The following is a 25196-nucleotide window of genomic DNA, read 5'->3' as shown; positions in this document are numbered from 1 at the left end:
ACTCAGTGAAATTGAATTGGCGGTGAAAATGCCGTCTACCCGCGGAAAGACGGAAAGACCCTGTGCACCTTTACTACAGCTTGACATTGAGCTTTGGGTAAGCATGTGTAGGATAGGTGGGAGGCTGTGAAACGGGCACGCTAGTGTTCGCGGAGCCACCCTTGAAATACCACCCTTGCTTGCTTAAGGCTCTAATCCAACGCCGTTATCCGGCTTGGAGACAGTGTCTGGTGGGTAGTTTGACTGGGGCGGTCGCCTCCCAAAAAGTAACGGAGGCATGCAAAGGTTCCCTCAGGCTGATTGGAAACCAGCCGTTGAGTGCAAAGGCATAAGGGAGCTTGACTGTGAGAGAGACATCTCGAGCAGGAACGAAAGTTGGTCTTAGTGATCCGGTGGTCCCGTATGGAAGGGCCATCGCTCATTGGATAAAAGGTACGCCGGGGATAACAGGCTGATCGCATCCAAGAGTTCACATCGACGATGCGGTTTGGCACCTCGATGTCGGCTCATCACATCCTGGGGCTGAAGCAGGTCCCAAGGGTTCGGCTGTTCGCCGATTAAAGTGGTACGCGAGCTGGGTTTAAAACGTCGTGAGACAGTTTGGTCCCTATCTTCCGTGGGCGCAGGAGACTTGAGAGGGGTTGCCCCTAGTACGAGAGGACCGGGGTGAACGATCCGCTGGTGGACCTGTTGTCCTGCCAAGGGCATAGCAGGGTAGCCACGATCGGAAAGGATAACCGCTGAAAGCATCTAAGCGGGAAGCCTGCCTCAAGATAAGGTCTCCCTCTCTTCGGAGCTGAAGATCCCATGTAGACTACATGGTTGATAGGCCGGGTGTGTAAGCGCAGCAATGTGTTGAGCAAACCGGTACTAATAGATCGTGCGTCTTGCCTATCTCATTATAAAAACCTCCCCCCTCTTTCTTCCTATATTTCCGGACAAATTTGTCCTGGTGACCATGGAGGAGGGGGTACACCCGTTCCCATTCCGAACACGGCAGTTAAGCCCTCCATCGCCGATGATACTGCAGAGTAGTTTGTGGGAAAGTAGGCCGTTGCCAGGGCACCCTTTACAACGAAAGCCCGTCAGCTCAAACTGACGGGCTTTTGGCGTTTCTGGACCCACCACATCCACACCACACACAAAAAAACCGGAAAGTTTCCTTTCCGGCTTCTTCTTTTTACGTTTGGTTCCTCACATACAAATGGGGCATGTGTACCCGTTTACCGGCTCGGTTTCCGGGATAGCTTGACGGTCTGCTTTGCTATGCTAATGTTTAGAATAGAAATATACTCAGATTATTGTTGCAAAGAGTATTAAATCCAAGGAGCCGCCATGGATCCCCAAAAAGAGTATGAACTCAAACTGCGGCAACAGCTTGATGGCTGGAATGCTGAAATCGCAGGTCTTGAAGCAACGTTTATGGACAGAAATGCCGATACGGACATCGATTACGCCACCGAGCTCGACGCTTTGAAGAGCAAGCATGATGCCTTACATGGCAAGCTTGGTGAGATGGAGAGTGCGGAAGATGATTCCTGGCACACAATGCGCCACCTGGCGGATAAAATACAAACCGAATTGCACGAGGCGTTAGAGGCCTTGAAAAAGCGCCTGGGGTAATAATAAGCGCCTTCTAGAGGGAAGGCGCTTCAGCTCATTGACAAACCCCGCTTTTTGCAAAGTGGGGTTTGTTTTTATGAACCGATTTCTTTTCAGGCCGCTGCCAGCTGGGATGTTGGCTCGATCGGCCCCAATCGAACGAGACAGAGAGACTGAGGTAGAAAGTACAGGCATTTGGGCTGCAAATATTTGTATGACAGCTCCAAAGGGGCCAGCAGCAAGGCCATTTTCTTCATGTTTTGACATGTGGCGGAAAGCAGGCTTTGAACCTGGACCTTAGCCAGGCCGCAGAACCGAGCATAGCGTTGCCCGTGCAGTTGTTTGGCGTCGGCAAAGCTGCGCTCTACGGTCTCTTTCCGGCGAGCATAGATTCTTTTTCCGAATTCCGTGAGCCGGTGCGCATCCACCGTATCCACGTATTCCCGCCACACATGGCGTGTCACTGTTTTCTTGCAATTCCGGTTTGTTGTGCACTCTTTCAGTAACGGACAGCGGCGGCAAATCTTTGGTAACGAGTCATAGAGACGATATCCTTCGCGGTTGGTGGTGGAGTAGTGAAGCTCCTGGCCTTCGGGGCAAAGATAGCAGTCCTTGTCCGGCAGGTATTCAAAGGCGCGTTTGGGGAGCATCCCTTTGCGACGAGTGGGACGACGATAGCCAATGACACCATAAATATGCTTTTCTTCCAGCGTCTTGCAAATGTGTGAGGTGAAATATCCTGCATCGAGGCCGACGTGCTTCACAGCAAAGCCGAAGCGGTTGATTTGTCGGTCCAGCCGATCGAGATAGGGCATGCTGTCATGCACCGAGGCCGGAGTTACGTAACTGTCGGTGATAATGTTGTGTCGGCTGTCCACAGTGCGATGATCCAAGTAAAAGAAGCCCTTAGGCTTGCCCTCGCGTACCATGTACCCGCTGTCCGGATCGGTTGTGCTCTGCTTGATCCGCTTGGACCCCGCTTCGCGGTTGTCCTGCTTCAGCGGTTTCTTTCCATGCCTGCGCCTGTCTTCCTCCACGGCGTCTTCAAGTTCGCCCAAGTATGACTTCGTGCTTTGGGCAACGAGCTTTTCCGTAAATTTATGCTTGTTGGCGTTGGCTTTCAGGTGGGTGGAATCGGTGTAAAGCGTGTGTCCGCCGACAAGCCTCTTTTTCATGGCCTGGAACACTATACCGTCAAAAATGTCCTGGGCAACGCTGGTGTCGTTAAATCTGCGCCGCCGGTTTTGGCTGATGGTGCTGGCATCGGGCACTTTGTCCTGCAATCCCAGGCCAAGGAACCAGCGATAGGCAACATTGACCTGGATTTCCTTGACAAGCTGACGCTCGCTGCGGATGCCAAACAGATAGCCGATGAATAGCATTTTGAAGAGCACCACCGGTTCAATGGCCGGACGGCCATTGCCCTCGCAATACAAATCCTTGGTGAGCTCATGAATAAAGGAGAAATCAATAACCTTGGCAATTTTGCGAAGCAGATGATTCATGGGGACAAGTTCGTTGATCGAAACAAACTCCATTTTCACCTGCTGATTTTTGGGCGGCTTTAGCATGAAGATAGTATAAGAAAACCCTCGCCGATTGGCGAGGGTTTGTCAGCATTCTGAAGCGCCTTCTAGAGGGAAGGCGCTTTTTTTTATTCACCGCTCCAACAGGGGGGGCGTTTTTCCGAAAAAGCCGCCGGCCCTTCCTGAGCATCCTTCGATGCGGCTATCTTGGCCCAGACCTCATCGTTGATGCCCCATAATGCATCTGATCCTGCAAGGCTTTCTCTGGCGACCTTGAGAGTGCCCTGCACTGCCAAAGGCGCGTTGGCGGTTATTTTTCGCGCCAGGTCCATGGCCGTTTCCAGAGCCTGTCCTTCAGGGGCTAATCCATTCAACAGTCCGTATTCAAGGGCGCCACGGGCCGTTATACGCGCCCCGGTCAGCATCATGGCCATGGCGGGCTTAGCTGGCATTATTTTGGGCAAGCGTATTGCTCCGCCGGCATTGGCGAACAACCCGACACTTACTTCAGGCATGGCAAAAAAAGCGTTCTCCGTAGCAATGACCATATCGCATGCCAAAACTATCTCGAAACCACCCCCCACGGCGCCACCTTCCACGGCGGCTATGATGGGCTTTGGCGGCAGAGCTCCGGTGAGTCCTGCAAAACGTCCGGGTCCGCCTAATATCGCATCGCTTTCTCCAGCAGCAAATGCCCCCAGATCCATGCCTGCGCAAAAGAATTCCCCCTGGGAAGTGATAATGGCGACGAGGGCTTCTTCGTCTTCTGCAAATCGTTTGAGCGCCGCACGCATATCATTTGCCAGGGCGGAGTTGACGGCGTTGCGTTTTTCCGGCCTGTTCAGCCGCAGTATTGCTATACCGTCGATGCGTTCGTACAAGACCAGCTCATGGTCGGCCATATATTCCTCCTTATGTTAAGTTCAAGCTGACACGAAACGCAGCGGCACCGCAAGCTTTTCACTGCCTGTGGGAAGATTGGCGCAGATCATATTTTTGTGTATAAATTAACCAGGATTTTTGAGAATTGATTGCTGCTATCCAGGAAACGCCGGAGCCATGCGCGAAAGACTTGCGAAGCGGGCCGACTCAATTTACTGTTCAAAAAGGGCATGCCCCCCGTGCTGGCGGCAGTTTTGCCTGACGTTGCTTTCCCCTTGCACCCCAACCGGAGAAAGTGCCTCATGAAATTGCGTATAGAAATCACTGGACAGTTGGAACGAATCATAGTCACCAGTCTGCCCGAACGTTTCATAAACAAGATTTTCAGGCACTGCCTCGGCAAAAACAACACTCCATATTTTGCCAACAACTGCTTCAAGGGCGTGCTTTATTTTGATTGGGAACTTGCGGTGAAATTTGCCGAGAGTGTGGACTTTGCCTGGACCACATGGAAAGAGGCCACGCCCATCCACAAGACAGAGGGCTATCTGTTCGAACAATACGTAGACATCATGGCCAGCATGGATGGTGACAGGAAAGTGCCGTTGTCAGCCTCCGAGTTGGAAACACAGAATAATGCCTTGCCTTTGGATGCTGCACTAGAAGCAATTCCCGATGATCATATCTGTATTCTGCTTGGGGCAATAGATAAGGGGTCTGAAAGCTATACTCTGGAGATAGAGAATCATTTCGATCCTTCCAAACTGCTTTTCTCGTTGGACAGCCTGGAGGACTTCAAAATGTCCGACATGCTCATCACCGGAGTAAGCTACGACGGCGCCCCCATGCAGCGAGAAGCGGGCAAGCACATTGGCAAGCAAATGGTCATGCCTGTCATGTTCTCGAAAGAAGGCGTGGAACTCGACTTGTATGATTTTATGAGCATGAATTTGGAGTAGCGCCAGGGAGGGCTCTGCTGAGGAGTCCGGTCTGAGGCTGCTTTTTATCGCTATCCAGCATCTTTGGTGCTGGGTAGTGGCTTTGCAGTATACCCACCATCTTGCACCGATACCTGGTGCTAACACGTAACATACGGATACAACATACTTATTATGGAACAGCCACATATTGAACACTATGCTTTCGGGTCCATGACAGTGGACGGCGAATCATTCAAAGACGATGTTATCATTATTTCCGGTGCCGCGCACAGCGACTGGTGGCGCACGCAGGGGCACCTTTGCCAGGAAAGCGATCTGGATGAAATTTTCGATGCCAGGCCGCGTCATCTGGTCATCGGCACGGGCAGTTCCGGAGCCATGCGCGTGAGCCCCTCAGTGGAAACACGGTGCAAAAAACTGGGCATTGCACTCAGCGTGGCGCCTACGGAAAAGGCCGTGGATGAATATAACCGCCTGGCCGCAGAAGAAAAAAGCGTGGCCGGGGCCTTTCATCTCACTTGTTGATAGCCTTCCTCAGTTTTTGCCGATTTCCTTTGCAACGGCCAGCACCGTGATGGCGTAGAAGTAATCCGGATTATAACGTTTGATGACCTTGATGCGCCCCTTGCGTGAAAGAGATTTTTTCCATCCCGCTTTGTGCAGGAATTTGGCGACGCTGTGTATGGCATCTGCAGGGGCGTACAGGTCAACCACACCATCGCCGTCTCCATCCACACCCAGGCGCTCCACATTGGAGGGCATGAACTGACACATGCCTATGGCGCCGTATATGGAGCAGGGCATGGCGGTAGGATCAAGTCCGTTGGCCCAGGCGTACTCCAATAACGCCTTGAGCTGCCTGTAGGCCCATTCCGCCTTTTGAGACTGCCGCTCCACCAGCCATTGTTTCTGTTCCGGTGTGGGCGAGTATTTATCCACAAAAGCCGCCATATCTTCATAGCCGCTGGCCGCAGACATGCTGGAAAGAACATTGATTGCGGTGCCATAGCCCAAAAACGTGCCTAGTTTCGTCTCCACCACCAGCACGGCCAGAACAACCTCGGCCGGAACCTTGTACTCCTGTTCTGCAGCTTTGAGGGCGGAAGCGTAGTCCTTTTTGAAGACCGCCAGCCGCGCGAGCACTTCGGGAGTCAGATGCGGTGCATGCAGCGGTATTTTTTCGCGTTTTTTTGCAGGCTTTTCGGGTTGCGCGGGCGTTTCGGGCGCGGGCTCCACTGGCTTGTACTGTGTTTTGTACAGAACGCGCATCTTACGCCCCATGGAATCGGGGTCGTAGGCAACTTCAGGCCTGGAGTACAATTCCTGCAAGCGCTCCATGGGGTAGCCCTCGGCAGCAAGCCGGGCAACCAAGGCCTCAAAGTGAGGATCAAGGGCGGTCTGCCTTTGTTCCACCAGAGGCGCCCCCATGACTATTTTGGATGCCGCGCTCGTCGCCACGCCTGTCAACGGAAACAAAAAAAATAAAGATACGCCAAAAAAAAGCCAGCATCGCATAAAAAACCTCGGTGCGGGTTGGTGTCGTTGGAATCAGCCCTGAAATGCGCCAGGCACTCGGAAGAAATATACCAGATATTTTCCTGAAGAAAAGGACGGTGCGTTACGGAACACATCAGGCATGTAGGGGGAGTCCAAGTGGATTTGCTTATTGTCCTCTAAAAAAGTATCGGATATGAGCCCGTTTTTACACACCATGAATAAAAAATCGGGAGAACCTTCCGTGAATGATCTTTTTACCATGGCGGACCGTAACCAGCAACGCGCCAGAGAAATAATACAGGATATCTGTCTGCTTGAAATTTGGGCGGCGCATGGTGTGCAAGCCAACCTCGTGGGCTCACTGCGGAATGGCTTGCTGTTACACAATAAAGATATCGACATGCACGTCTATTCCGATCCTTTTGTTCTGGCGGACAGTTTTGCGGCCATGGCGCAACTGGCTGAAAATCGTCGGATCAAGCGAATTGAATACGCAAATCTGTTGGACACGGAAGAAGAATGCCTGGAGTGGCACGCCTGGTACCAAGATGACGAAGAAGTATGGAAGCTCGACATGATCCATATCCGCAAGGGGTCGCGCTACGACGGCTATTTTGAAAAGGTTGCCGATCGTATCCGTGAAGTGCTGACGCCGGAAACAAAAAAGGCCATTTTAAGCATCAAGAATGATCTGCCAGCCGATTGCGCCTCCATGGGTATTGAAATCTACAAGGCGGTTATCGCTGACAATGTCAGAACCTGCCAGGATTTTCTGCTTTGGAAGGCCCAGAACCCCGGAGAGGGCGTTCTAGACTGGATGCCGTAATATGGCGGCTGCGATGTTATCCATAAGACTGGCTGCTCCTGAAGATCTACAGGACATTGCACGTTTGCACAGAACTTCCATCAGTGTCTTGTGCAAGGGGGATTATGCACCTGAAGTGATAGAAATATGGACGGATTTGCTGCGGCCGGAAATTTACCTGCAGGCGCTGCAAGAGAAAATATTCCTTGTGGCTGAAACGGGCGGATGTCTCCATGGTTTCGGCATGTTGGATATTCTCGGAAAGAACGTAAGCGCTCTGTATGTGGCGCCGGAAAAAGCAGGCTGTGGTATCGGAACTGCCATTTTGCATGCAATGGAACACAGGGCTGTACAACAGGCATTGGAATCGCTGACCGTGCATGCCACCAGCAATTCCGTTTCCTTTTACACCCGAAATGGATTTAGACGGATTGCAGATTCGTTTCACAAACTGCCGGATGGTACGCGCCTCGCCTGTGTTGTGATGGAAAAAAGCCTGCTGTAACGCGCTCACGCCCCGGGTGTTCTGGCCAGAACCAACACGTCGACGCGAGCTGCCCCGCTTTTTCGCAAGGTGCGTGCGCATTCGGAAATTGTCGCGCCACTGGTCATTATATCATCAAGCAAAAGAACGTGCTTGCCCGAAACAATGGAGGCGTCGGCCGTGAAAGCGCCTTTGATGTTTTTGGCGCGTTCTGAGCGCTGCAACGTGAATTGCGGCACGGTGGGGCGCTGCCGGGCCAGGGCCTTTGGCAAGACAAGCAACCCTGCATGTTTTTGCAGAGGCCGCGCCAATTCCACACTCTGATTAAAGCCGCGCATGCGTAGCCGTTTAGGATGTAACGGCACGGGCGCCACCAGGTCAGGCGTATCTCCCCCAGCGCCATGCATCTGCCAGGTTGTCAGGGTCAGGTGCTGCAGAAGCGCCCCGAGACCGAGACGTGATTCCATCTTGAAGGCGAGAATGCATGCGCGCAGCACCCCGGAATAAGGGGCGTAAAAATGTAGCATATCCCATGTGCGGTCGAGCTTTCTTTTTTTTCTTGAACGGGAAGTCGGGAAGCAATTGCCGCAAGGGCGCACAGGGGCGTTAGCAGCCGCAGTCATTTCACCACAATAGGGGCAATACCCTCCAGTGCGGGGGGCAAGCAGATCCATACAATCACTGCAGAGAGGCGGCGTCCGCCCACGTATTTGTGTAACGTTGCGAGCAGATGATTCGGTGACCTGGCCGCACAGGCTGCAGCGTCGCTCCAAAAGGCCCAGGGCGTGCAAACCGGAGTGGAGGGCCTGAGCAAAATGAAGCCTGGGCTTTATCACGGCGTGGGTGTGTCCAAGTGTTTTTGTGCCGCACGCCAAGCCTGGGCGCCAAAGTCCATGAGTTGCCCTATTCGCTCGGAAGGGGAAATCACGTCACCTGGTGCGTCTACCCCCCGAAAAAGCAAGGGGGGCTCCAGGGTGCGGTGAAAAGGGGAGAGGAAATACTTGAGTGTGAGCAACGCCCCTTCGAATAGCTTTTCCCCTTTGGGACGTCCCGCTACCATGCAGACAAACGCAGGGCGTTGGGGCAGGGCCACCATTTCCGGGTCTTTGTTATCCTGTCGGATGTAAAAGCTCTGGGCCCTGTCGATAAAGGCTTTGAAGCCAGAGGGCACGTGGTAGAAAAAAATCGGGGAGCTGAACACAACCACAGGCGCGGTCATCAAAATGGTAAACAGTTCGCCTGACTGGTCCTTTCCTGTCAGCACGCAGCGGCCGGCCTTGTCGCGTTCGCAATGGCCGCACCCCCTGCAGGGGGTGACCTGAAAATCGCGCAGATGAAAAATGCGGCTCTGCCCCCCGCTTTGTTCGATGCCAGCAGCGATTTGCAGCGCGGCCTGGTCGCTGTTGCCGCCTGCTCTGGGGCTGCAGGCAAAGACGGCCGCCGTGTTTTTGCCAGTGGGGGTGATGTGTTCCACAAAAAAGCACCTTGGAGTATGGCTGCGCGTTCAAAACAGCGAGCATTGTGCAGTAACAACAATTATTTGCGCTGAAAGCTGATCTTTACGTTCCTGCCATCAGGCTGCTCGGCAAGGCTCCAGCCGGGTTCTATGAACAAAAGCTCCTGCGCCACGGGCACATCCCGTGGGTTGAGTAGAAAGTCGAGGCGCTTATGCCCGCTATACTTGAGATGCCACTGCATCTCCTGAAGCAACCGTCAACAACGGTTGCTCAGGTCGATGAATTGTTCCGTTTTGGCCATGGCCCCCCAGCCTTCAATTTGGAGCGTAAAAGATCACATTCCTCTATAGTCACTGAAAAAGGGATTATGCAACTTTTCATCGCCAACACTTGTTGGTGAGCCGTGTCCGCTGTAAAGCACGGTTTCGTCTGGCAAGGTAAAAATATTTTTTATGACGGACTGTTGCAGGGCTTCAAAATCACCGCCAGGAAAATCAGTACGCCCTATGGAGCGGTTGAATATGAGGTCGCCCACAAAGCAGACATTGTGCTCCGGAAAGTAGAAGCTGAGGCTTCCCGGGGTATGTCCGGGGGTGGCCAGGGCCTTGCAAGTGGTGCCCAGCAGCTCCATTTCTCCGGCTTCAATGGGAGTGTAGGTGAATGTCTCCACCGTGGGCATGCCCCACATGCCGCCTTTGCCCAGCTCGGTTTTCATCAGAAAGGAATCTTCATCGTTTGCCAGGATGGGGGCGCCGGTGGCGTCGGCAAGGGCCTTGTTGCCGAATATATGGTCAAAGTGCAGATGCGTGACCAGGATATGGGTGAGGGTTATCCCGTTTTGCTTCAGGTGGGAAAGCAAAGGGGTTGGATCACCTCCTGGATCAACGGCAACGGCTTGTTGGCCTATGCAACCCAGATAGCAGTTGGTTTCCAGGGGGCCAATGGGAAAGGTCAAAACATCCATGTTTAGAAATCCTCCAAAAGATATTCTTCAAGATCGAGCCGTGAGGCGCTGCCTTCGGCTGCGGGCTTGCCAATGGCCAAAAGTGCTTGAAATTCGTATGCATCAGGTGAAAGCCCAAGGGAATCCATAACCTGGTCGCTCTGGTTGGCTATTTCTCCCAGCCACACGGCGCCATAGCCTTGGGCGTGGACCGCCAGCAGCATGTTCTGGATGCTGGCGCCGACGCCCTGGTGATCCTTCATGGAGCTGTATGTCCTGGATTTGTCCAGAAATACGGCAACCAAAGCGCGGGCCGCCACAACGATTTTCTTATAGGCAGTGCATTGGGAAAGCGCCTCCTGTCTGGGGTCGCCAGGCAGAATCACCAGAAAACGATAGGGCTGATTGTTCTTGCCGCTAGGCGCCCAGCGGCCGGCCTCTACAACCTCGCGCAGTACTTCACGCGGCACGTCTTCTCCGGTAAATTTTCGTATGCTGCGGCGTTGTCGCATGGCCTGCAGCACAGGATTTTGTTCTGTACTCACATGAGCTCCTTGTCATCTTGCGAAGATTGCAACTTGTTTTTCATACTAGCCTCTCCTGGTGAGGGGAGCAAGGGCAGTCAACATTCCTGGTAGATGCAGGAACCAAAAGCGCCATGCAGCGGATTGTTTTTATCTCGGTCTTGTACTGAGAACATACCTGGTGTATGGTAACATACCCTATACGAGGCATGTATATGAATGAAACCATGAGCAGTGTGAAGACAAGACCTGCCCTGACACTTGGGCATATGTCTGAGCGGGACTTTAACAAGTTCAGCCAGTTCATTCATGAACGCGTGGGCATTAAGCTGCCGCCCTCTAAAAAGAATCTGGTGGAAACGCGGCTGCAGAAGCGAATGCGTGCTTTGGGCTTGCCTTCCCATCGCGAGTACATGCACTACGCGTTCAGTACGGAGGGCATGGAAAAGGAACTTTCCAACCTCATAGACGCCATCACCACCAATACAACACACTTCTTTCGCGAAAATCAGCATTTTGTTTATCTGGCTAAAACGTTGCTTCCCCGTTGGCTGGAAAAAAACGGTCGTTACCGCAAAATGCGTATCTGGAGCGCCGGGTGCTCCATAGGTATGGAGCCGTACACCCTGGCCATGGTCTTGTCCGAGTTCAAGGAAGCTGTAAATGGTTTTGAATTTGAGATCCTGGCCACGGACATCTCCACCCAGGCGCTTCGCGAAGCATCCCAGGCCATATATTTTGCTGAGCGGGTAGAACCCGTGCCGGAGCACATGAAGCGCAAATACCTGCTGCGCAGTCGCGACCGCAGCAAGGGGCTGGTGCGTGTGGTGCCTGAATTGCGAAAGGCCGTGAAATTCATGCAGCTTAATTTCATGGAAGAGTTTTCGTTTGATCAACCTTTTGACGTGATTTTCTGCCGCAATGTGGTCATTTATTTTGATCGCGAAACCCAAGCAAAGCTTTTTACGAAATTTTGCAGAAACCTGAAGCAAGGTGGAAATCTGTTTATCGGGCATTCCGAAAGTCTGACGGGAATGGCCCTGCCCCTGCGCCAAGAAGTTCCCACCGTTTATTGCAAAATATGATCGTCTCTGGTCTTTTACCGCCTTGCCTGGCCTTCAGGCTGATAGTACGGTAAAGAAATGGAGACCCCTCTCCATCAAAAATGAACAAGGGGCGATCGTGAAAACCAGACTCATGGACATCAATCTGCTCGAGGCGTTGGAAAATCCAGGCCTTGAAGATTTGCGCAACGAATTTTCCTCCCGCCATTACTCGAAAGGGGCGGTTATCTACGAGCCGCGCAGCCGTGAGAATACTGTTTTTATAGTAGCTTCCGGCAGCGCCAGGCTTTATCTGGCCTACGAGGAAAAGGAATTTACCCTTTCCATACTGGTGCCGGGAGATATATACGCCACACATACCCGCGCCTATGTGCAGGCCATGGATGACCTGACACTTCTCTCCATGCCCACGGAACGATTTGCTAAATTGCTGCAGCGACACCCAGAGTTGAACAGAACCATGGTTCTGGTTCTGGGAGACATTCTCAAAAGCTCTTTCTCCATCATCCACTCCCTTGTCTTCAAAGATATCCCCCATCGTATTGCCGAATATTTGCACGTTGCCGCCTCTGAACATGGAAGCAAGCTCCCTGAAGGGTACCGGCTGGAACTTTCCGTAACCACGGAGCAACTGGCCAACATTGTGGGATCGACACGGCAGACAGTATCGGAAACCCTCTCTCGCCTGGAGCGAGAGGGCCTCGTTTTACGCGAAGGACGCGGCGTTTATCTTATTCCGGATTTGCGCGCCCTGGGAGCGTACGCCGCGGCAAATTGATCGCCCCTTGTCTTTGTTTTTTGTGCAAGGCAGAGAAAAAAAGGGCGGGCACATTTGTTGACGGTTTTTGTCGGATACCCGACAGACGGGATTGTTCCCTGGTTGTATTTTTACGGATGAAAATATCTTCATACCGTCCGCAGGATATGTTGGCAGGATTTATCCAGGCGGACGTGCTTCCATCCACATTCATACACTGAGGGAGAAGGAAATGGCAGAAAAGCTACCCCCCAGACCCGAGGACCTTTCCATTTGGCCAGACGCCCACGCAATGATTGAAAAAGCCAGGCGTGATGGTGTGGAAACCGTATGGGACAGGCTGCAACAGCAAACCCCTTCGTGTAAATTTTGCGAACAGGGACTCTCGTGCCAGAAGTGCGTTATGGGGCCCTGCCGGATTGTGCCGGGTAAAAAAGACCGCGGTGTCTGTGGCGCAGATGCAGACCTCACCGTGGCGCGCAACTTTGGCCGCTTTGTTGCTGCCGGCGCTGCTTCCCACTCAGACCACGGGCGTGACCTGGTGGAAACGCTGCTGGCCATCGGCACTGGCGAAACCAAGGATTATGAAATCCGCGATTCTGAAAAACTGCGGCGCATTGCCGGTGAAATCGGCCTGGACGTTTCCGGCAAAAGCGATCAGGAAACTGCAAAACTCCTGGCCGAAGCCTTTATTCAGGATTTTGGCTTTGCCACCCATACGGTGTCCTTCCTTAAAAGGGTGCCTGAAAAGCGTCTGGCTCTCTGGGAAAAAGTGGGCATCACCCCCCGCGGTATAGACCGCGACGTGGTGGAAATGATGCACCGCACCCACATGGGCGTGGACAGCGATGCCATCAGCATCTGCCTGCATTCGGCGCGTGTCTCTCTTGCGGACGGATGGGGCGGTTCCATGATCGCCACTGAACTCTCCGATATCATCTTCGGCACCCCCACGCCTAAAACCGCCAAGGTCAACCTGGGCGTGCTCAAGGAAGATCAGGTCAACGTGGTGGTGCACGGGCACAGCCCCATTGTTTCCGAAATGATTCTTGCAGCAGCAAGGAGCCCAGAGTGTCTGGACAAGGCAAAGGCCGCCGGTGCAAAGGGCATCAACGTGGCCGGCCTTTGCTGTACCGGTAATGAAGTGCTCATGCGCCAGGGCATCCCCATGGCCGGTAACCACCTGATGACCGAACTCGCCCTGGTGACAGGGGCGGTGGACTGCATCGTGGTGGACTACCAATGCATCATGCCTTCCTTGGTTACGGTTGCAGGCTGCTACCAGACGCGTTTTGTCTCCACCTCCGACAAGGCCAAGTTCACCGGCGCCGAACACGTGGAGTTCAATTACAAGAACGCCCGCGAAAAGGCCGTGCAGGTTGTGGAAATGGCCATCGAGGCCTACAGCAAGCGCGACCCGTCCCGTGTGGAAATTCCGGGCGAACCCGTTGAACTCATGACCGGTTTCTCCAATGAAGCCATTCTTGGCGCTGTGGGCGGCACCCCGGCGCCGCTCATCGAAGCCATCAAGGCCGGACAGGTGCGGGGCGCAGTCGGCATCGTCGGCTGCAACAACCCCAGGTTGAAGCACGACCACGTACACACCGAACTGTGCAAGGAGCTCATCAAGCGCAACGTTCTGGTGCTTGTCACCGGTTGCGCCACAGTCGCCATGGGCAAGGCCGGCCTCATGGTGCCGGAAGGCGCCAAAATGGCTGGTGACGGCCTGCGCAGTGTTTGCGAATCCCTTGGCATTCCTCCGGTTCTGCATGTGGGCAGTTGCGTGGACAACTCGCGCATCATCCACCTGTGCGCTGTGCTTGCCAATGCCCTGGGCGCAGACATCTCCGACCTGCCAGTGGCGGCCAGCGCCCCTGAATGGTACTCGGAAAAAGCTGCGGCAATCGGCCTTTACGCAGTCGCCAGCGGTATTTATACTCACCTGGGATTGCCCCCGAACATCACGGGCAGCGAAACCGTCACCAATCTGGCCCTGGGCGGATTGGATGAGGTCGTGGGCGCATGCTTTGGCGTGGAGCCCGACCCCCTGAAGGCAGCGGAAGCCATTGATGCGCGCATTGCATCCAAGCGGCAGGCCCTTGGTCTGAATCCGTAGAATACGCAGCCTTCCGGTTTCCGGAAAAGACTGATGACAGTGAAAAAAGGGGGGGCGCAAGCCCCCCTTTGACTGATGCGCTCGCATCATAATCCATTGGAGACAGACATGAAATTGGCGGTTGCCGGAAAAGGTGGGGTAGGCAAGACTACCATCGCGGCCTGGCTTGGTGACTATCTCGCCAGGCAAGGCAAGGACGTCTATCTTGTGGACGCCGATACGGCCCTTTCTCTGGGGCAGGCGTCTGGCCTCTCCCGGGAGGCCCTTCCCGAACCGCTGGTGCTGCGCGACGACCTGGTCAAAGAACGTATTGGCGCCGGTTTCATGCATCTCAATCCCGAAGTGGGCGACCTGCCTGAGAACCTGGCCGTTGAACTGCCTGGCTCAGGAGAAAACGGCGCAGGCGCCAAACGATTGCTGGTCATGGGCACTGTTGCAGGAGCTGGAGGCGGTTGCGCTTGCGGCGCAAACTCTTTGCTCAAGGCCCTTCTGGCGCACTTGGTGCTGGACGCCAAGGAATGGGTGATTGTCGACCTGGAAGCCGGCGTAGAGCATTTAGGGCGCGGCACCGTGTCGAGCGTTGACGGTCTGGTGGTGGTCAGCGAACCATCGCGCCGCGGGCTGGACACCGCTGCGGAAATCGCTCGTCTGGCAGGGGAGATGGGGCTCACAAAGCAGTTGCTGGTGTTGAATCGCCATCAAGGCGCGGCAGCACTGCCGGAGATAGAGGGACTGCCCCCCTTGGTCGCCACGGCGCCTCCTTTGGATGGATTGATCGCCAGGCAGTTGGAAAGCGGCAATGTGCTGGGGCTTGCAGAGCAGAGCGAGATAGTGGACCCGTTGTGCGAGAAAATTCTGTCTGGTCTGGGCGCGTAAGCACCTATTTTGGGGAACGGTTTACGGCATCTTTTGCCGCCTTCTTTTTTATGGCTATATAGTACCTTGAAAAGATTGACGTATCTGTGGTTGGAAAGCCTTTTGCTTAGCATTGAAGCAGTAAACTCCAACCACAAGCATGAAGGAGCGCCCCATGCTGGTACGTATGAATGATAGCGATGTGGCTCGTGAGAGCGATCCCTTTGCCCGTCTTGAAAATTTGCTGCAGAAGAGCAGAGAGAAGCGGGGGCTGATCAATCCGGCGCAAGCATCCGCACCCCAGGCAGCACAGCAGACTGGTGCGGCAAAGGATGCCGACTTCAGCGACCCCAATGTGCGGGAAGCTTTTCTGGGATCATTGCGAACCTTGGGCACGACGGAAAGCAGCCAGGAAGCAAACGACGCCCTTGCGCATCATCTTGATCCGGACAGGGTCGCGGCATTGCTGGACCTGGATTAGCTGCAGCGTGCACGTGGGCGCAGCAGGCTCGCCCATTTCCGTAACAATCGGAAACAATCACAAAAGGCAGGGGGGCGCTGTCAGACGCCATGAGTGGTGCTGACAGTTTGCAAAGGGGAGCGGCTCCGGGAGAATATCCTGGCCCGTGGCTACGTTGTTTGGGGAGCAGCCTTCTTGGCGGCCGCTTTTTTGAGTTTGTTGTAGATCATGCGTGAAGCCTTGTGCCCCGGATCGGCTTGCAGCCCTTGCGCCGCGCTTTTAAGGGCTTCCCTGGCCTTGCCCTGTCGTGCCTGAGCCTGGGCCAGCAGCGCGAATAGGTCGGGATCGTGGGTTGCCTGTGCTGCGGCTGCATGTTCCAGGAGAGCGGCTTCAGCCTTGTCCCACTCTTCCAGGGCAATCCAAGCACGCGCGGACGCAATGGCCACGATAAGTGGGTCGGGATCGACTTTCAGCCCTTTTGTCAGATACGTCAGGGCCTGTTTTGGGAATCCTGCTTCCAAAAGTTTGCTGCCGATGACGTAGAAGAGCTTGTGCTCATCCACATAATTATTCACCGCCTCTTGGAATGCTTCTTCCGCATCCTTCAAGTTCTTATTTTCCAGGTATTTTTGGCCTCGAATCAGGTTGTTGTCCAATTCGAGCTTACGATTTCTCGTTTCTTCAAGACTTTCTTTCTCAGCTTCTTCTTTCACTTTTTTGATGATGCCTATAAGTGTTTGAAAAAGGGATTTGAGTTTTCCCTTTTGCATCACCAAGCCATCTGGCGAAGGGCAGTGGCGCCTCACCTCCTGGGTACGGTTCAGCAGTTGTATCAACTCGAGAATGCCGTTTTCCACAAGAGCCTTATCTCGCCCTAATAATTGTGAAGTTGCTGTGGTTTTGAGTGCCGTTGCCACACTCAACATAGCGCGCAACACATCATGACGATGATAATAATTCCTGGCCCTGGCCAGTTCTTCCATTATGTTTTTGGTCTGTTGCATTCTTTTGGTTGTTGGAGTTCCGAATCTGCGTTTTCTCTTATCCTCTGGCGAGGAAGTGCGTCAAGCGGGTGATTTCGTATAATGGAATTACGGCCATGTCTGGACAGAAAGGGGGCACGTCTGTATGAATATATCAGACTGCCGGTCTAACAGTGCAGCGCAAAAAGAAGATCCTGATATTAAAACTGAGGACCTATCGAGCAAGGAGCATTTGTAATGTCCAAACCCGCAGGCGTGGAAATCGCCAAGCCTTTTGTCAAGGCCACCGTGAGTGTTCTTAGCACCATGGCCATGATTGAGCCACAGCCCGGCAAGCCTTTTGTGAAACACGATAACACCGCCATTGGTGACATCTCTGCAGTTATCGGCATAACAGGAGACAGGAATGGCAGCATTTCTGTATCCTTTACTAAAAAATGCGCGATTGCTTTGGTCAAATCCATGCTGGGTGATGACGTGCAGGACATAGTGCAGGATGTAAAGGATGCTGTGGGCGAGATAACGAACATGATTTCTGGACAGGCCAGGGCCGGGCTTGCAGAATTGGGGATGCATCTCGCCGGCTCCACACCATCAGTTATTATGGGTGACAACCACACGATTACCCATGTTACCAAAGAGCCTGTTGTGGCGATTCCTTTCACAACAGAGCACGGTGATTTTTTCGTGGAATTTGCTTTTGAATAAAAGTTTACCCGGTAAGGACGCGTAACGCATTTTACCCCGGGAGTTTGTATGGCTATTTTGGAAGGTTTTCACGATAAGGATTTTATGGCGCAAATCGCCGAACTGGGCGAGGTGGAGAAGAGTAACGATCCTGCCGCCGTTGCACCACTGTGTGCAATACTTGAAAATCCAGTTGGCGACACGGCGGTGGACTCCATGGTCCGCAATACATTGCACAATGTGCTGCTGCACAATCCTGCAGAGTTGCTGGCCCTGCTGGAAAGCGGCAACAAGAACCTGCAACGCTATTGTACATCGCTTGCTGCAGAAGCCGAATTGGCTGAAGCGGCGCCTGTCCTGCGGCGGCTGGCCGAAGCCTGGGGAAGCGAACCAGGTGAAGGGGAAGCCCTGCACGAAGCGCTTTCCGCCCTGGCCCGGCTGCACGATGGCGACTCTCTGCCGCTTTTTCATAAGCACTTGCATCACGAGGACGATTATATTTCCACACTGTGTATCGAACAGCTCGGGGAGTTGGGCGATGCTTCGGCAATCCCTGAATTTGAAGCCATTATTAACGCCAACGAAGCGCCGGAGCGCTATACACAGTGCGAAGTCCTGACCTGGAAAGCCATCGAGGCGTTGGGACAGTTGGGCGCAAAGGGCGCTGATGCGGCGCTTGGGTATCTTGTCACCAAACTGCACCACGAGAACCCGACAGCCAGACGTATCGTACACCGCGTGCTGGTCGAAGTGGGGCAACCGGCTGTGCCATTGGTGGCGAATACGTTGCGCACCTCCAGAGACATGGATACCAGAATCATGGCGGCCAACGTCCTGGGCTTTATCGGCCACAAGGACGCAGGGTCGGCGTTGGTAAGCGCCTTGGATGACAAGGTGCTGGTCGATCATAACGAACTTTTTGCAGCTTATGAGGCCCTTGGTAAAACTCCTGGCATAAAGAGCATGGTAGCGTTGCAGGACGCACTGTTCAGTGAAAAGGATCCGTTGCTGATTCTTTGCATCGTTCAGGGGTTGGATTCTTTGCTTTCTCCTGCTGGGGCCAAGGCCTTTGGGCAAAAAATTGTCTCCCTGGTGGAAAAGGGCGAAGACCAGGGGCAGCGCATCTTGGATGCGGTGATTGCAGCCAAAGCCGGCAATCTCTTTGCCGCTCTTCATGGAGAAGGAGCAGTTGGCGAGAAGCTTTTGAAGGCGGCGAATGCTGCCGCGACAGATACCCGTGAACATTTTGCCCAGATACTCGAAGCTGCAGGGGCCGCAGAAGATGCGGGCCAGCTCAGGCAAAAGCAAGAAGGCGCATCCGACAGCGGGCCGCGGCTGTTGGCCGTGGACGACTCCGACGCCATGCGAGGGTTTTATGCGCAGTTGGCAGGAGAGGTGAGGTGCACGATACACACTGCTGAGCATGGCCAGGCGGCTCTTGATCTTGTAGAAGCAGGTGAACGATATGACATGTTTGTGGTTGACATGAACATGCCTGTCATGGATGGCATTGAGCTTACCCGGCGCTTGCGCGCCATGGAAGAATACGGGCAAACGCCCATAATGATGGCAACGACTGAATCCGCAAAATCACAGGCCCAGCTTGCAAAGCAGGCGGGAGTGACCGGATTCATCATAAAACCATTTACAAAAGAACTTTTTGCTAACAAAATAGTGAAAATGATCCATTGAGGAATTCAAGAGGAGAACTGAGAGCATGGGCTATAACACCAACATGCGGCTCCTGGTCGTGGACGACTTTTCCACGATGCGCAGAATCATCAAAAACATTCTGCGCCAACTGGGCTTCAATAACATCGAGGAAGCAGACGACGGAACCACTGCCTGGGAAGTCATCAATAAGGGCGGCATAGACTTTATCATTTCCGACTGGAATATGCCCCAGATGACCGGCATCGAACTTTTGCGCAAGGTGCGCTCCAGCGAAGAGTTCAGCGATCTGCCTTTTTTGATGGTTACTGCTGAAGCGCAACAGGAAAACATTATCGAGGCTGTACAGGCAAAAGTTTCCAACTACATTGTGAAGCCATTCACTGCAGAGACGCTGAAGCAGAAAATCGACAAGATTTTTGATTAGTGTCGTATATGCTGCCTTTTGAAGGGCAGCGCTAAAAGCCGCAAGACTTCTTTTCTGGGCATTCCGGCAGCCGGGTGCGTGCGGCTTTGTATGCGTGCAAAAAAATGCCGCACCCCTTTTGTGGCCTCTTGTTGCTGGTAAGGTGGAATTGCGCGTTTGTCTGGCAAGGCTATACGTGCTTGCTCACCTGATATTGGTGGCTGAACGCCCGATCAGAATGCACCATACTGCGGCGGAAACAGCAGGTTTTCTGCTTTCCGTCGCGGTTTTTTTATTGTGGGGGGCTACTGAGAAGCGTCGGTGGGCAATTCGCTTGTCACCAGAGAAGGCCGGCAGCTGCGAATATATGTTTCCAAACTTTCCGTGCAGAGCGTCCGGGCAAAGTGGTAGCCTTGGGCAAAGGTACACCCCAGTTCCAGAAGCCTTGCCCGCTGTTCTTCTTTTTCCACACCTTCCGCTATGACCGTCATCTCCATACTTTGCGCCATGGCGACTATTGCCTCGATAATGCGGCAATGCTTGCCTTCCAGGAATTCGATCCTGTTTACAAAGCTGCGGTCTATCTTGAGGATGTCGAAGGGGAATTTGTAAAGATGGCTGAGTGAGGAGTAGCCTGTACCGAAGTCGTCAATGGCCAGGGAGACGCCCAGCCGTTTCAGCTCCTGTAGCGCGGCGTTTGCTTCCAGGGGATTGTCCATGACCATGCTTTCGGTCAGCTCCAGGTGCAGCAGTTCCCCGTCCACCCCATTTCTCTCGAGGTTGTCTTTGATGATGCCTGGCAAGGATTGCTGTTGCAGTTGCCTTGCTGAGATATTCACACTCATGGTCAGGCGGTTGCCGTTGGTTCTGTTGCGGTTGAGCTCGCGCAACCGTGTGCAGGCCTGTTTCAGAACCCAGGCGCCAAGGGGCAGGATGAGACCGGTCTCTTCGGCAATGGGGATGAATTCCACGGGGGAGACCATGCCACGTGTGGGGTGCTGCCAGCGCAACAATGCCTCAACCCCCGTAACCAGCCCTGTCTTCAAGGACACGATCGGCTGGTAGTGCAGGCAGAACTGGTTCTGCCCCTCTTCTATCAGGCAGCAGCCTTCTTCGCTTTTTTTCGGTGAAAGCTCTATCACCGCCTTGCGCATATCTGATTCCAGCTGCAGATAACTCATGGCTCTGTCGTGTATTTCCGAATGGAAGACCTTGTACCCGCCACGGCAGCGACTACGGGACCATTGCATGGCGGCGTGTGCATCGCGCACAATGTCGTCCGGGTCTTCATAATGGGGTGCGCTGAAGGCAATGCCGATGCTTGCCGAGGTGTAGACTTCCGCACCTTCAATGATGAACGGTCTGGAAAGGACCTCGCGAACACGCTCCACCACCCGTAGGGCTTCCCGCTGATCGCTTATTTCATCAAGCAGCAGCACAAATTCATCTCCCAAAAAACGGGAAGCCGTATCCACTTTGCGAAGGCACCTTTCTATGCGCTGGGCCGTGGCGCGGATCATGGCGTTGCCTTTGGCGTGGCCAAAGCTTTCGTTGATGATCTTGAAACGGTCCAGATCAATGTAGAGCACGGCGTACTGCAGCCCTTCGCGACGTTGATAGCCGGCCATGGCGCGGCGCAGTCTGTCCAGAAACAGCGCTCTGTTGGGGAGAGAGGTCAGGGGGTCGGTAAAAGCCCTTCTGGCCAGCTCTTCTTCATAAAATCTACGCTCGGTTATGTCCCTTCCGATCATCAAGGCGCTTTTTTCTGTGAGGGGGGATACCGTTAACTGAAAAGGGGTCTGGGTGTTGTCTATCTCGACAAGTTGTTCCACCTCTTCACTCACACGCTCCAGGAAAACGCGCTCCAGCACCTGACTGAAACGTTTCCATCCCTGGTTTGGCAGGAACTCCTGGATGTTGCGTCCTTCTATGTCGTCAGGATCAAGCTCGTGCAGTTCATAGCGGGTGGGGATGAACCGCAGGATAAAGCCGTTTATGTCCAGCTCTGCAACGAGGCTGTTCATGGAGGAGAGGACAGTGCCCAGTTCCGTTTCTGATCGCTCCCGTTCGATGCATTCTGCAACGAGCTTCTGGCGCGTTGTCTCGGCTTGAGATTCCAGTCTGCGGGTCCATGTGAGCACCCAGGCGCCCACAAGAAGCAGTATGGCGCTCAGCCCCAGGGCGATTCTTTCTCCACCGAGTTCAGCGGAGGATTCCCAATGAAGGAAGCCCCCTTGCCAGGTGGCAATGAGCGTAAGGGAGGCTAATGCCGTAGCGACAATTATGTATGTACGTTTCTTCATGATAAAACCAATAAATGTGTAAGCCCTCAGGGTGACAATAACGTTACAAACGTATTTTTGTCGTGAAACAAGCCGTCAGGTTTTCCGTACGAAACCATGGCGGATCGGGGATGCCTTGGAAATGCCAAGAGGGGTTGAACAGGGGGCGCTTTGGAGCTAGGTATGTAAGTAAGTAAAAATTTACGACACATTGAACGAATTGTGTACAACCCGGAACACAGGAGACAGAACATGTCAGATACAACCCGAGCTCTCGTCCTGGCCTCATTTGCAGGAGATTCCCTCTCCCTCGGTGCCCATTGGATATACGACCCGAAGCGCATTCAGGAGCAATTCGGCAGAGTGGAGACGCTGCTCGCCCCCCAGCCGGGAACCTATCACGCTGGCAAAGAGGCTGGTGATTTTACGCATTATGGGGATCAGATGTTCGTGCTGCTGGAGTCTGTGGCAGCCAAGGGCGGGTTTGATCTGGATGATTTCGCCACCCGCTGGAAAGCACTCTTTGATGGCTACAAGGGCTATTTCGACGGCGCCACCAAGAAAACCCTGGCTCGTTTTGAATTTGGTTCCGAACCTGAAAGCGCAGGTTCGACATCCATTGATCTGGCAGGTGCTTCGCGGATCGCCCCACTTGTCTGCAAGCTGCATGGTGATGCAACGGCCTTGGTGGAAGCGGCGCGGGCGCAAACCAAGATGACCCACGCCACTACTGATGTGGTGGATGCTGCTGCCTTCTTTGCACACACCGCCTTGGAATGCCTGTCTGGCGCACACCCTGAAGAAGCCATGAAAAACGCCGCCAAGGCCGAGTACGTTGCCGGCAATATACCCAAGTGGGTGGAAAAAGGACTGAGCACCAAAGGCAACGATACCGTGGAGACCATCCAGAAGCTGGGCCCAACGTGCCATGTTGACGAAGCGTTGCCAGGGGCTGTGCATCTGATCGCGTCCTATCCGGATGCTCCGAAAAAGGCGCTTGTAGAATGTGTCATGGCGGGTGGGGATTCCGCAGCCCGAGCCATGCTTGTGGGCATGGTGCTGCTTGCCTGGCCGGAAAATGGCGGCCTGCAGGCGCTGCCAAACGAATGGATAAGCGGGATGCGCCGTGCTGAAGAGATTGAAAAACTCTTGGATAGCATGGCCTGATGCAGCGGGTAGTGCGTCAAACGCTCATGATTGCCATTTGAAATGCCAACGGCTATACCCCAACGCGGGGGAAAATGAAATATGGCTATTGAAGTTTGGCGCACCTGCCATCACCATTACCAGTCCAGGTATCATATGCCGGATGCCAATTTGGCCGAGCGTTTACCCGCAGAGATTATCGAACGTCAGGCAGAACTCTTTACGAGTGAATTGATCCACACGCTTCTTGGCGCAGTTTTTGACAGTGTCTTCATCGTCAATATTTGCCGTCAGGTCGTTTTTGCAAACCGAGTGGCGCTTGCAGGACTCGGCGTGCAAAACCAGGACGATGTTCTGGGGCTGTGCCCTGGAGAGCTCTTTGATTGCGGTCATGCTCTGGGCGCTTCCGGAGGCTGCGGCACGACTGAATTTTGTCAGCAGTGCGGTGCCTTTCGCGCCATAGGCAAAGGTCTCGAAGGTGTGGAGTGTGAAGACGAATGCCGCATCATGCGGCACCACGGTAAAGAGTTGGAGGCGTCCGACCTCAGGGTCCGTGCGACGCCTTTTTTTACCAGCGACGAAAAGTTCGTCATCATCGCATTCAACGACATCAGTCACGAAAAGCGCCGCCGCGCTCTCGAACGCATCTTTTTCCATGATATTCTGAATACGGCCGGGGGGTTGCGCGGCTTTGTAGAAATGCTCATGCAGGATTCCCCTGAGAATCTGCGTGAGGATACTGCAATGCTCTACCGTTTTTTCTCCACGCTGCTGGAAGAGATCAAGGCGCATAAAACCTTGATGGCTGCGGAAAACGATGAGCTTGAAGTCAGGGAGCAGCTTCTGCATTCGCGCCCGTTGCTGGAAACGCTGGTCGCAATGTTCAAGGAGCACGATGTCGCCAGGGGGAAAACTGTCTGCGTGGCCAGTGATGCGCAGGATATAGCCCTTTTGACTGATGTCGCCCTGCTGCACAGAATTCTGGCGAACCTGCTCAAAAATGCCCTGGAAGCGAGCGAACGCGGGCAGACTGTGGCGATAGACTGCCAGAAAAAAGACGCGGACAAGATCGTTTTCAGCGTCCAGAATGAAGGCGTTATGAGCAAGGACACGCAAGTGCAACTGTTCAAGCGCTCCTTTTCGACCAAAGGTGAGGGCAGGGGGCTGGGCACCTACAGCGTGCGGCTTCTGACCGAACGATACCTGCAGGGAAAAGCGGATTTCATCAGTAATGAAAAACAAGGCACGATTTTCTACATAGAGCTCCCCTTGAAGGAGTTCTAAGAACTGTGGCCTGACGCTACTCAGTCTGCGTACTTTTTTGTACCCCTTGAGCGGTCTGATAAACGCTGCATTGGCGGTTGTACAAAAACTTGCGAAAGATGGTAAGAATTAGGTATACTGCAAAGTAGAAAAGTTTCTTATGTTGCTATTTTTTTATTTGTATCGCCAATGCCTGTGATGTTCACCTTGTTGCCTGTTAATGGTGTCTGCAATGCGAGTTGTATGGAATCCAGCTGACGGAAGCCAACCTTCATTGCCACAGATCGGTACTGCACTGATGGGGGCGGGGCTGATTGTTGAAGAGCAATTGCTAGCTTCTCTGGAGCGGCAAAAGAAGCACCCTTACCTGACGCTGGGGCAGCTCATCAGTTTGATGCACAAGATCCCGATGTCGCAGGTGGACGCCGTCAGCATACGTTACATGACGCTGCCTCTTGTTGGCCCTGCCTTGCTGCAACGGCTTACAAAGTTTGCTGAAAAGGACCGTTTTGCAAAACGGCTCGATCCCAGTTCCTTTGTAAAGGAAGTTGTCATCAAGATGCTTGAGTACGAGATGATGCACATAGACGCCAGGCGATATGATGAAGAAGGCGGCGAAATCCGCACAAATGAAGTGCGGCGGTACGTCCTTACGCAGGGCAAGGTGCAGGTGGACCTGCATACGGTCAATGGTGAAAAGGTTCCGGGGACGCTCAGGATCAAGCAGGACAGCATTTCTCATGTCCTGGAAATCACGGACCCGGATGATTTCGTCAAGGCTGAGTTCTATTACGAATTACGCAGGTATTACACGCGCACGTCTGTCGCTTCGGAAGATTGAGTTC

The 25196-nt window shown here is 53.6% G+C and carries 26 protein-coding genes and 2 rRNA genes (1 of these 28 cut by a window edge); 18 read left to right on the top strand and 10 right to left on the bottom strand.

Annotated features, from left to right (window positions below; translation table 11 throughout):
• From ACZ5EH_RS02750 to ACZ5EH_RS02740, 3 genes are all read left to right on the top strand, one after another.
• Positions 1–895 (top strand): 23S ribosomal RNA (locus tag ACZ5EH_RS02750); it begins 2036 nt to the left of the window's first position.
• Positions 896–948: 53 nt separating this feature from the next.
• Positions 949–1063 (top strand): 5S ribosomal RNA (gene rrf / locus ACZ5EH_RS02745).
• A gap of 272 nt (positions 1064–1335) precedes the next feature.
• Positions 1336–1623 carry a sll1863 family stress response protein gene (locus ACZ5EH_RS02740; RefSeq protein ID WP_464276611.1) on the top strand — a complete coding sequence of 96 codons (288 nt, stop codon included), beginning with the start codon at positions 1336–1338 and terminating at the stop codon, positions 1621–1623.
• A 92-nt stretch (positions 1624–1715) separates the two neighbouring features.
• Here ACZ5EH_RS02740 and ACZ5EH_RS02735 read toward each other — a convergent pair whose 3' ends face one another.
• Positions 1716–3173, bottom strand: a complete 1458-nt coding sequence (locus tag ACZ5EH_RS02735) for an IS1182 family transposase (protein ID WP_464275709.1) — start codon at positions 3171–3173, stop codon at positions 1716–1718.
• An 83-nt stretch (positions 3174–3256) separates the two neighbouring features.
• Positions 3257–4030: an enoyl-CoA hydratase-related protein gene (locus ACZ5EH_RS02730; protein WP_464276610.1), complete on the bottom strand. Its 774-nt coding sequence runs from the start codon at positions 4028–4030 to the stop codon at positions 3257–3259.
• A gap of 282 nt (positions 4031–4312) precedes the next feature.
• Between ACZ5EH_RS02730 and ACZ5EH_RS02725 the strand changes: the two genes are divergently transcribed.
• Positions 4313–4969, top strand: coding sequence for a hypothetical protein (locus ACZ5EH_RS02725; protein WP_464276609.1), 657 nt, complete (start codon positions 4313–4315; stop codon positions 4967–4969).
• A gap of 153 nt (positions 4970–5122) precedes the next feature.
• Positions 5123–5476 carry an Mth938-like domain-containing protein gene (locus tag ACZ5EH_RS02720; protein ID WP_464276608.1) on the top strand — a complete coding sequence of 118 codons (354 nt, stop codon included), beginning with the start codon at positions 5123–5125 and terminating at the stop codon, positions 5474–5476.
• A 9-nt stretch (positions 5477–5485) separates the two neighbouring features.
• Here ACZ5EH_RS02720 and ACZ5EH_RS02715 read toward each other — a convergent pair whose 3' ends face one another.
• Positions 5486–6409 carry a lytic murein transglycosylase gene (locus ACZ5EH_RS02715; RefSeq protein WP_464276607.1) on the bottom strand — a complete coding sequence of 308 codons (924 nt, stop codon included), beginning with the start codon at positions 6407–6409 and terminating at the stop codon, positions 5486–5488.
• Positions 6410–6689: 280 nt separating this feature from the next.
• Between ACZ5EH_RS02715 and ACZ5EH_RS02710 the strand changes: the two genes are divergently transcribed.
• Complete coding sequence (locus ACZ5EH_RS02710; protein WP_464276606.1) at positions 6690–7274, top strand: hypothetical protein; 585 nt, start codon at positions 6690–6692, stop codon at positions 7272–7274.
• A gap of 1 nt (position 7275) precedes the next feature.
• The gene (locus ACZ5EH_RS02705; RefSeq protein ID WP_464276605.1) at positions 7276–7758 is read left to right on the top strand and encodes a GNAT family N-acetyltransferase; all 483 of its coding nucleotides are present in this window, start codon (positions 7276–7278) and stop codon (positions 7756–7758) included.
• 5 nt (positions 7759–7763) lie between these two features.
• Here the strand turns inward: ACZ5EH_RS02705 and ACZ5EH_RS02700 are convergent, their stop codons facing one another.
• From ACZ5EH_RS02700 to ACZ5EH_RS02680, 5 genes are all read right to left on the bottom strand, one after another.
• A complete protein-coding gene (locus tag ACZ5EH_RS02700) occupies positions 7764–8411 on the bottom strand; it encodes a ComF family protein (protein ID WP_464276604.1) in 648 nt (215 codons plus the stop codon).
• A gap of 158 nt (positions 8412–8569) precedes the next feature.
• A complete protein-coding gene (locus ACZ5EH_RS02695; RefSeq protein WP_464276603.1) occupies positions 8570–9211 on the bottom strand; it encodes a flavodoxin family protein in 642 nt (213 codons plus the stop codon).
• A gap of 62 nt (positions 9212–9273) precedes the next feature.
• Positions 9274–9435 carry a hypothetical protein gene (locus ACZ5EH_RS02690; RefSeq protein ID WP_464276602.1) on the bottom strand — a complete coding sequence of 54 codons (162 nt, stop codon included), beginning with the start codon at positions 9433–9435 and terminating at the stop codon, positions 9274–9276.
• Between the two features lie 93 nt (positions 9436–9528).
• Positions 9529–10158, bottom strand: a complete 630-nt coding sequence (locus tag ACZ5EH_RS02685; RefSeq protein WP_464276601.1) for an MBL fold metallo-hydrolase — start codon at positions 10156–10158, stop codon at positions 9529–9531.
• A gap of 2 nt (positions 10159–10160) precedes the next feature.
• The gene (locus ACZ5EH_RS02680) at positions 10161–10649 is read right to left on the bottom strand and encodes a nitroreductase family protein (protein ID WP_464278252.1); all 489 of its coding nucleotides are present in this window, start codon (positions 10647–10649) and stop codon (positions 10161–10163) included.
• Between the two features lie 227 nt (positions 10650–10876).
• Here ACZ5EH_RS02680 and ACZ5EH_RS02675 point away from each other — a divergent pair, with 227 nt between their 5' ends.
• The 5 genes from ACZ5EH_RS02675 to ACZ5EH_RS02655 all read left to right on the top strand — a co-directional run bounded on the left by ACZ5EH_RS02675 (position 10877) and on the right by ACZ5EH_RS02655 (position 15934).
• Positions 10877–11746, top strand: a complete 870-nt coding sequence (locus ACZ5EH_RS02675; protein ID WP_464276600.1) for a CheR family methyltransferase — start codon at positions 10877–10879, stop codon at positions 11744–11746.
• A 97-nt stretch (positions 11747–11843) separates the two neighbouring features.
• Entirely contained in the window at positions 11844–12503 is a 660-nt protein-coding gene (locus tag ACZ5EH_RS02670; protein WP_464276599.1) for a Crp/Fnr family transcriptional regulator, read from the top strand.
• 211 nt (positions 12504–12714) lie between these two features.
• Positions 12715–14598, top strand: coding sequence for an anaerobic carbon-monoxide dehydrogenase catalytic subunit (gene cooS, locus ACZ5EH_RS02665; protein ID WP_464276598.1), 1884 nt, complete (start codon positions 12715–12717; stop codon positions 14596–14598).
• A gap of 108 nt (positions 14599–14706) precedes the next feature.
• Complete coding sequence (locus ACZ5EH_RS02660; protein ID WP_464276597.1) at positions 14707–15474, top strand: ATP-binding protein; 768 nt, start codon at positions 14707–14709, stop codon at positions 15472–15474.
• Positions 15475–15628: 154 nt separating this feature from the next.
• Positions 15629–15934, top strand: a complete 306-nt coding sequence (locus tag ACZ5EH_RS02655; protein ID WP_464276596.1) for a hypothetical protein — start codon at positions 15629–15631, stop codon at positions 15932–15934.
• 149 nt (positions 15935–16083) lie between these two features.
• On the opposite strand, the gene ACZ5EH_RS02650 is transcribed toward ACZ5EH_RS02655, so the two are convergent.
• A complete protein-coding gene (locus ACZ5EH_RS02650) occupies positions 16084–16917 on the bottom strand; it encodes a tetratricopeptide repeat protein (protein WP_464276595.1) in 834 nt (277 codons plus the stop codon).
• Between the two features lie 216 nt (positions 16918–17133).
• Here ACZ5EH_RS02650 and ACZ5EH_RS02645 point away from each other — a divergent pair, with 216 nt between their 5' ends.
• From ACZ5EH_RS02645 to ACZ5EH_RS02635, 3 genes are read left to right on the top strand one after another with little or no spacing between them, the layout of a single operon-like run.
• On the top strand, positions 17134–17604 hold the full coding sequence (locus ACZ5EH_RS02645; protein ID WP_464276594.1) for a chemotaxis protein CheX: 471 nt from the start codon (positions 17134–17136) through the stop codon (positions 17602–17604).
• Between the two features lie 48 nt (positions 17605–17652).
• On the top strand, positions 17653–19275 hold the full coding sequence (locus ACZ5EH_RS02640; RefSeq protein WP_464276593.1) for a response regulator: 1623 nt from the start codon (positions 17653–17655) through the stop codon (positions 19273–19275).
• A gap of 25 nt (positions 19276–19300) precedes the next feature.
• Positions 19301–19681 (top strand): chemotaxis response regulator CheY, encoded by a 381-nt coding sequence (locus ACZ5EH_RS02635; protein ID WP_464276592.1) that lies wholly within the window; start codon positions 19301–19303, stop codon positions 19679–19681.
• A gap of 284 nt (positions 19682–19965) precedes the next feature.
• On the opposite strand, the gene ACZ5EH_RS02630 is transcribed toward ACZ5EH_RS02635, so the two are convergent.
• Complete coding sequence (locus tag ACZ5EH_RS02630; RefSeq protein WP_464276591.1) at positions 19966–21963, bottom strand: putative bifunctional diguanylate cyclase/phosphodiesterase; 1998 nt, start codon at positions 21961–21963, stop codon at positions 19966–19968.
• A 231-nt stretch (positions 21964–22194) separates the two neighbouring features.
• On the opposite strand from ACZ5EH_RS02630, the gene ACZ5EH_RS02625 reads away from it, so the two are divergent.
• The 3 genes from ACZ5EH_RS02625 (at position 22195) to ACZ5EH_RS02615 (ending at position 25192) form a co-directional block, all read left to right on the top strand.
• Positions 22195–23109, top strand: coding sequence for an ADP-ribosylglycohydrolase family protein (locus ACZ5EH_RS02625; protein WP_464276590.1), 915 nt, complete (start codon positions 22195–22197; stop codon positions 23107–23109).
• A gap of 81 nt (positions 23110–23190) precedes the next feature.
• Complete coding sequence (locus tag ACZ5EH_RS02620; RefSeq protein ID WP_464276589.1) at positions 23191–24372, top strand: sensor histidine kinase; 1182 nt, start codon at positions 23191–23193, stop codon at positions 24370–24372.
• A gap of 211 nt (positions 24373–24583) precedes the next feature.
• Positions 24584–25192, top strand: coding sequence for a hypothetical protein (locus ACZ5EH_RS02615; RefSeq protein ID WP_464276588.1), 609 nt, complete (start codon positions 24584–24586; stop codon positions 25190–25192).
• The last annotated feature ends 4 nt before the right edge of the window (positions 25193–25196 follow it).

This window comes from Desulfovibrio biadhensis (genome assembly GCF_055388615.1).
Note: the sequence above shows the minus strand (reverse complement) of the source record. Positions and strands in the feature narration are given on the sequence as shown.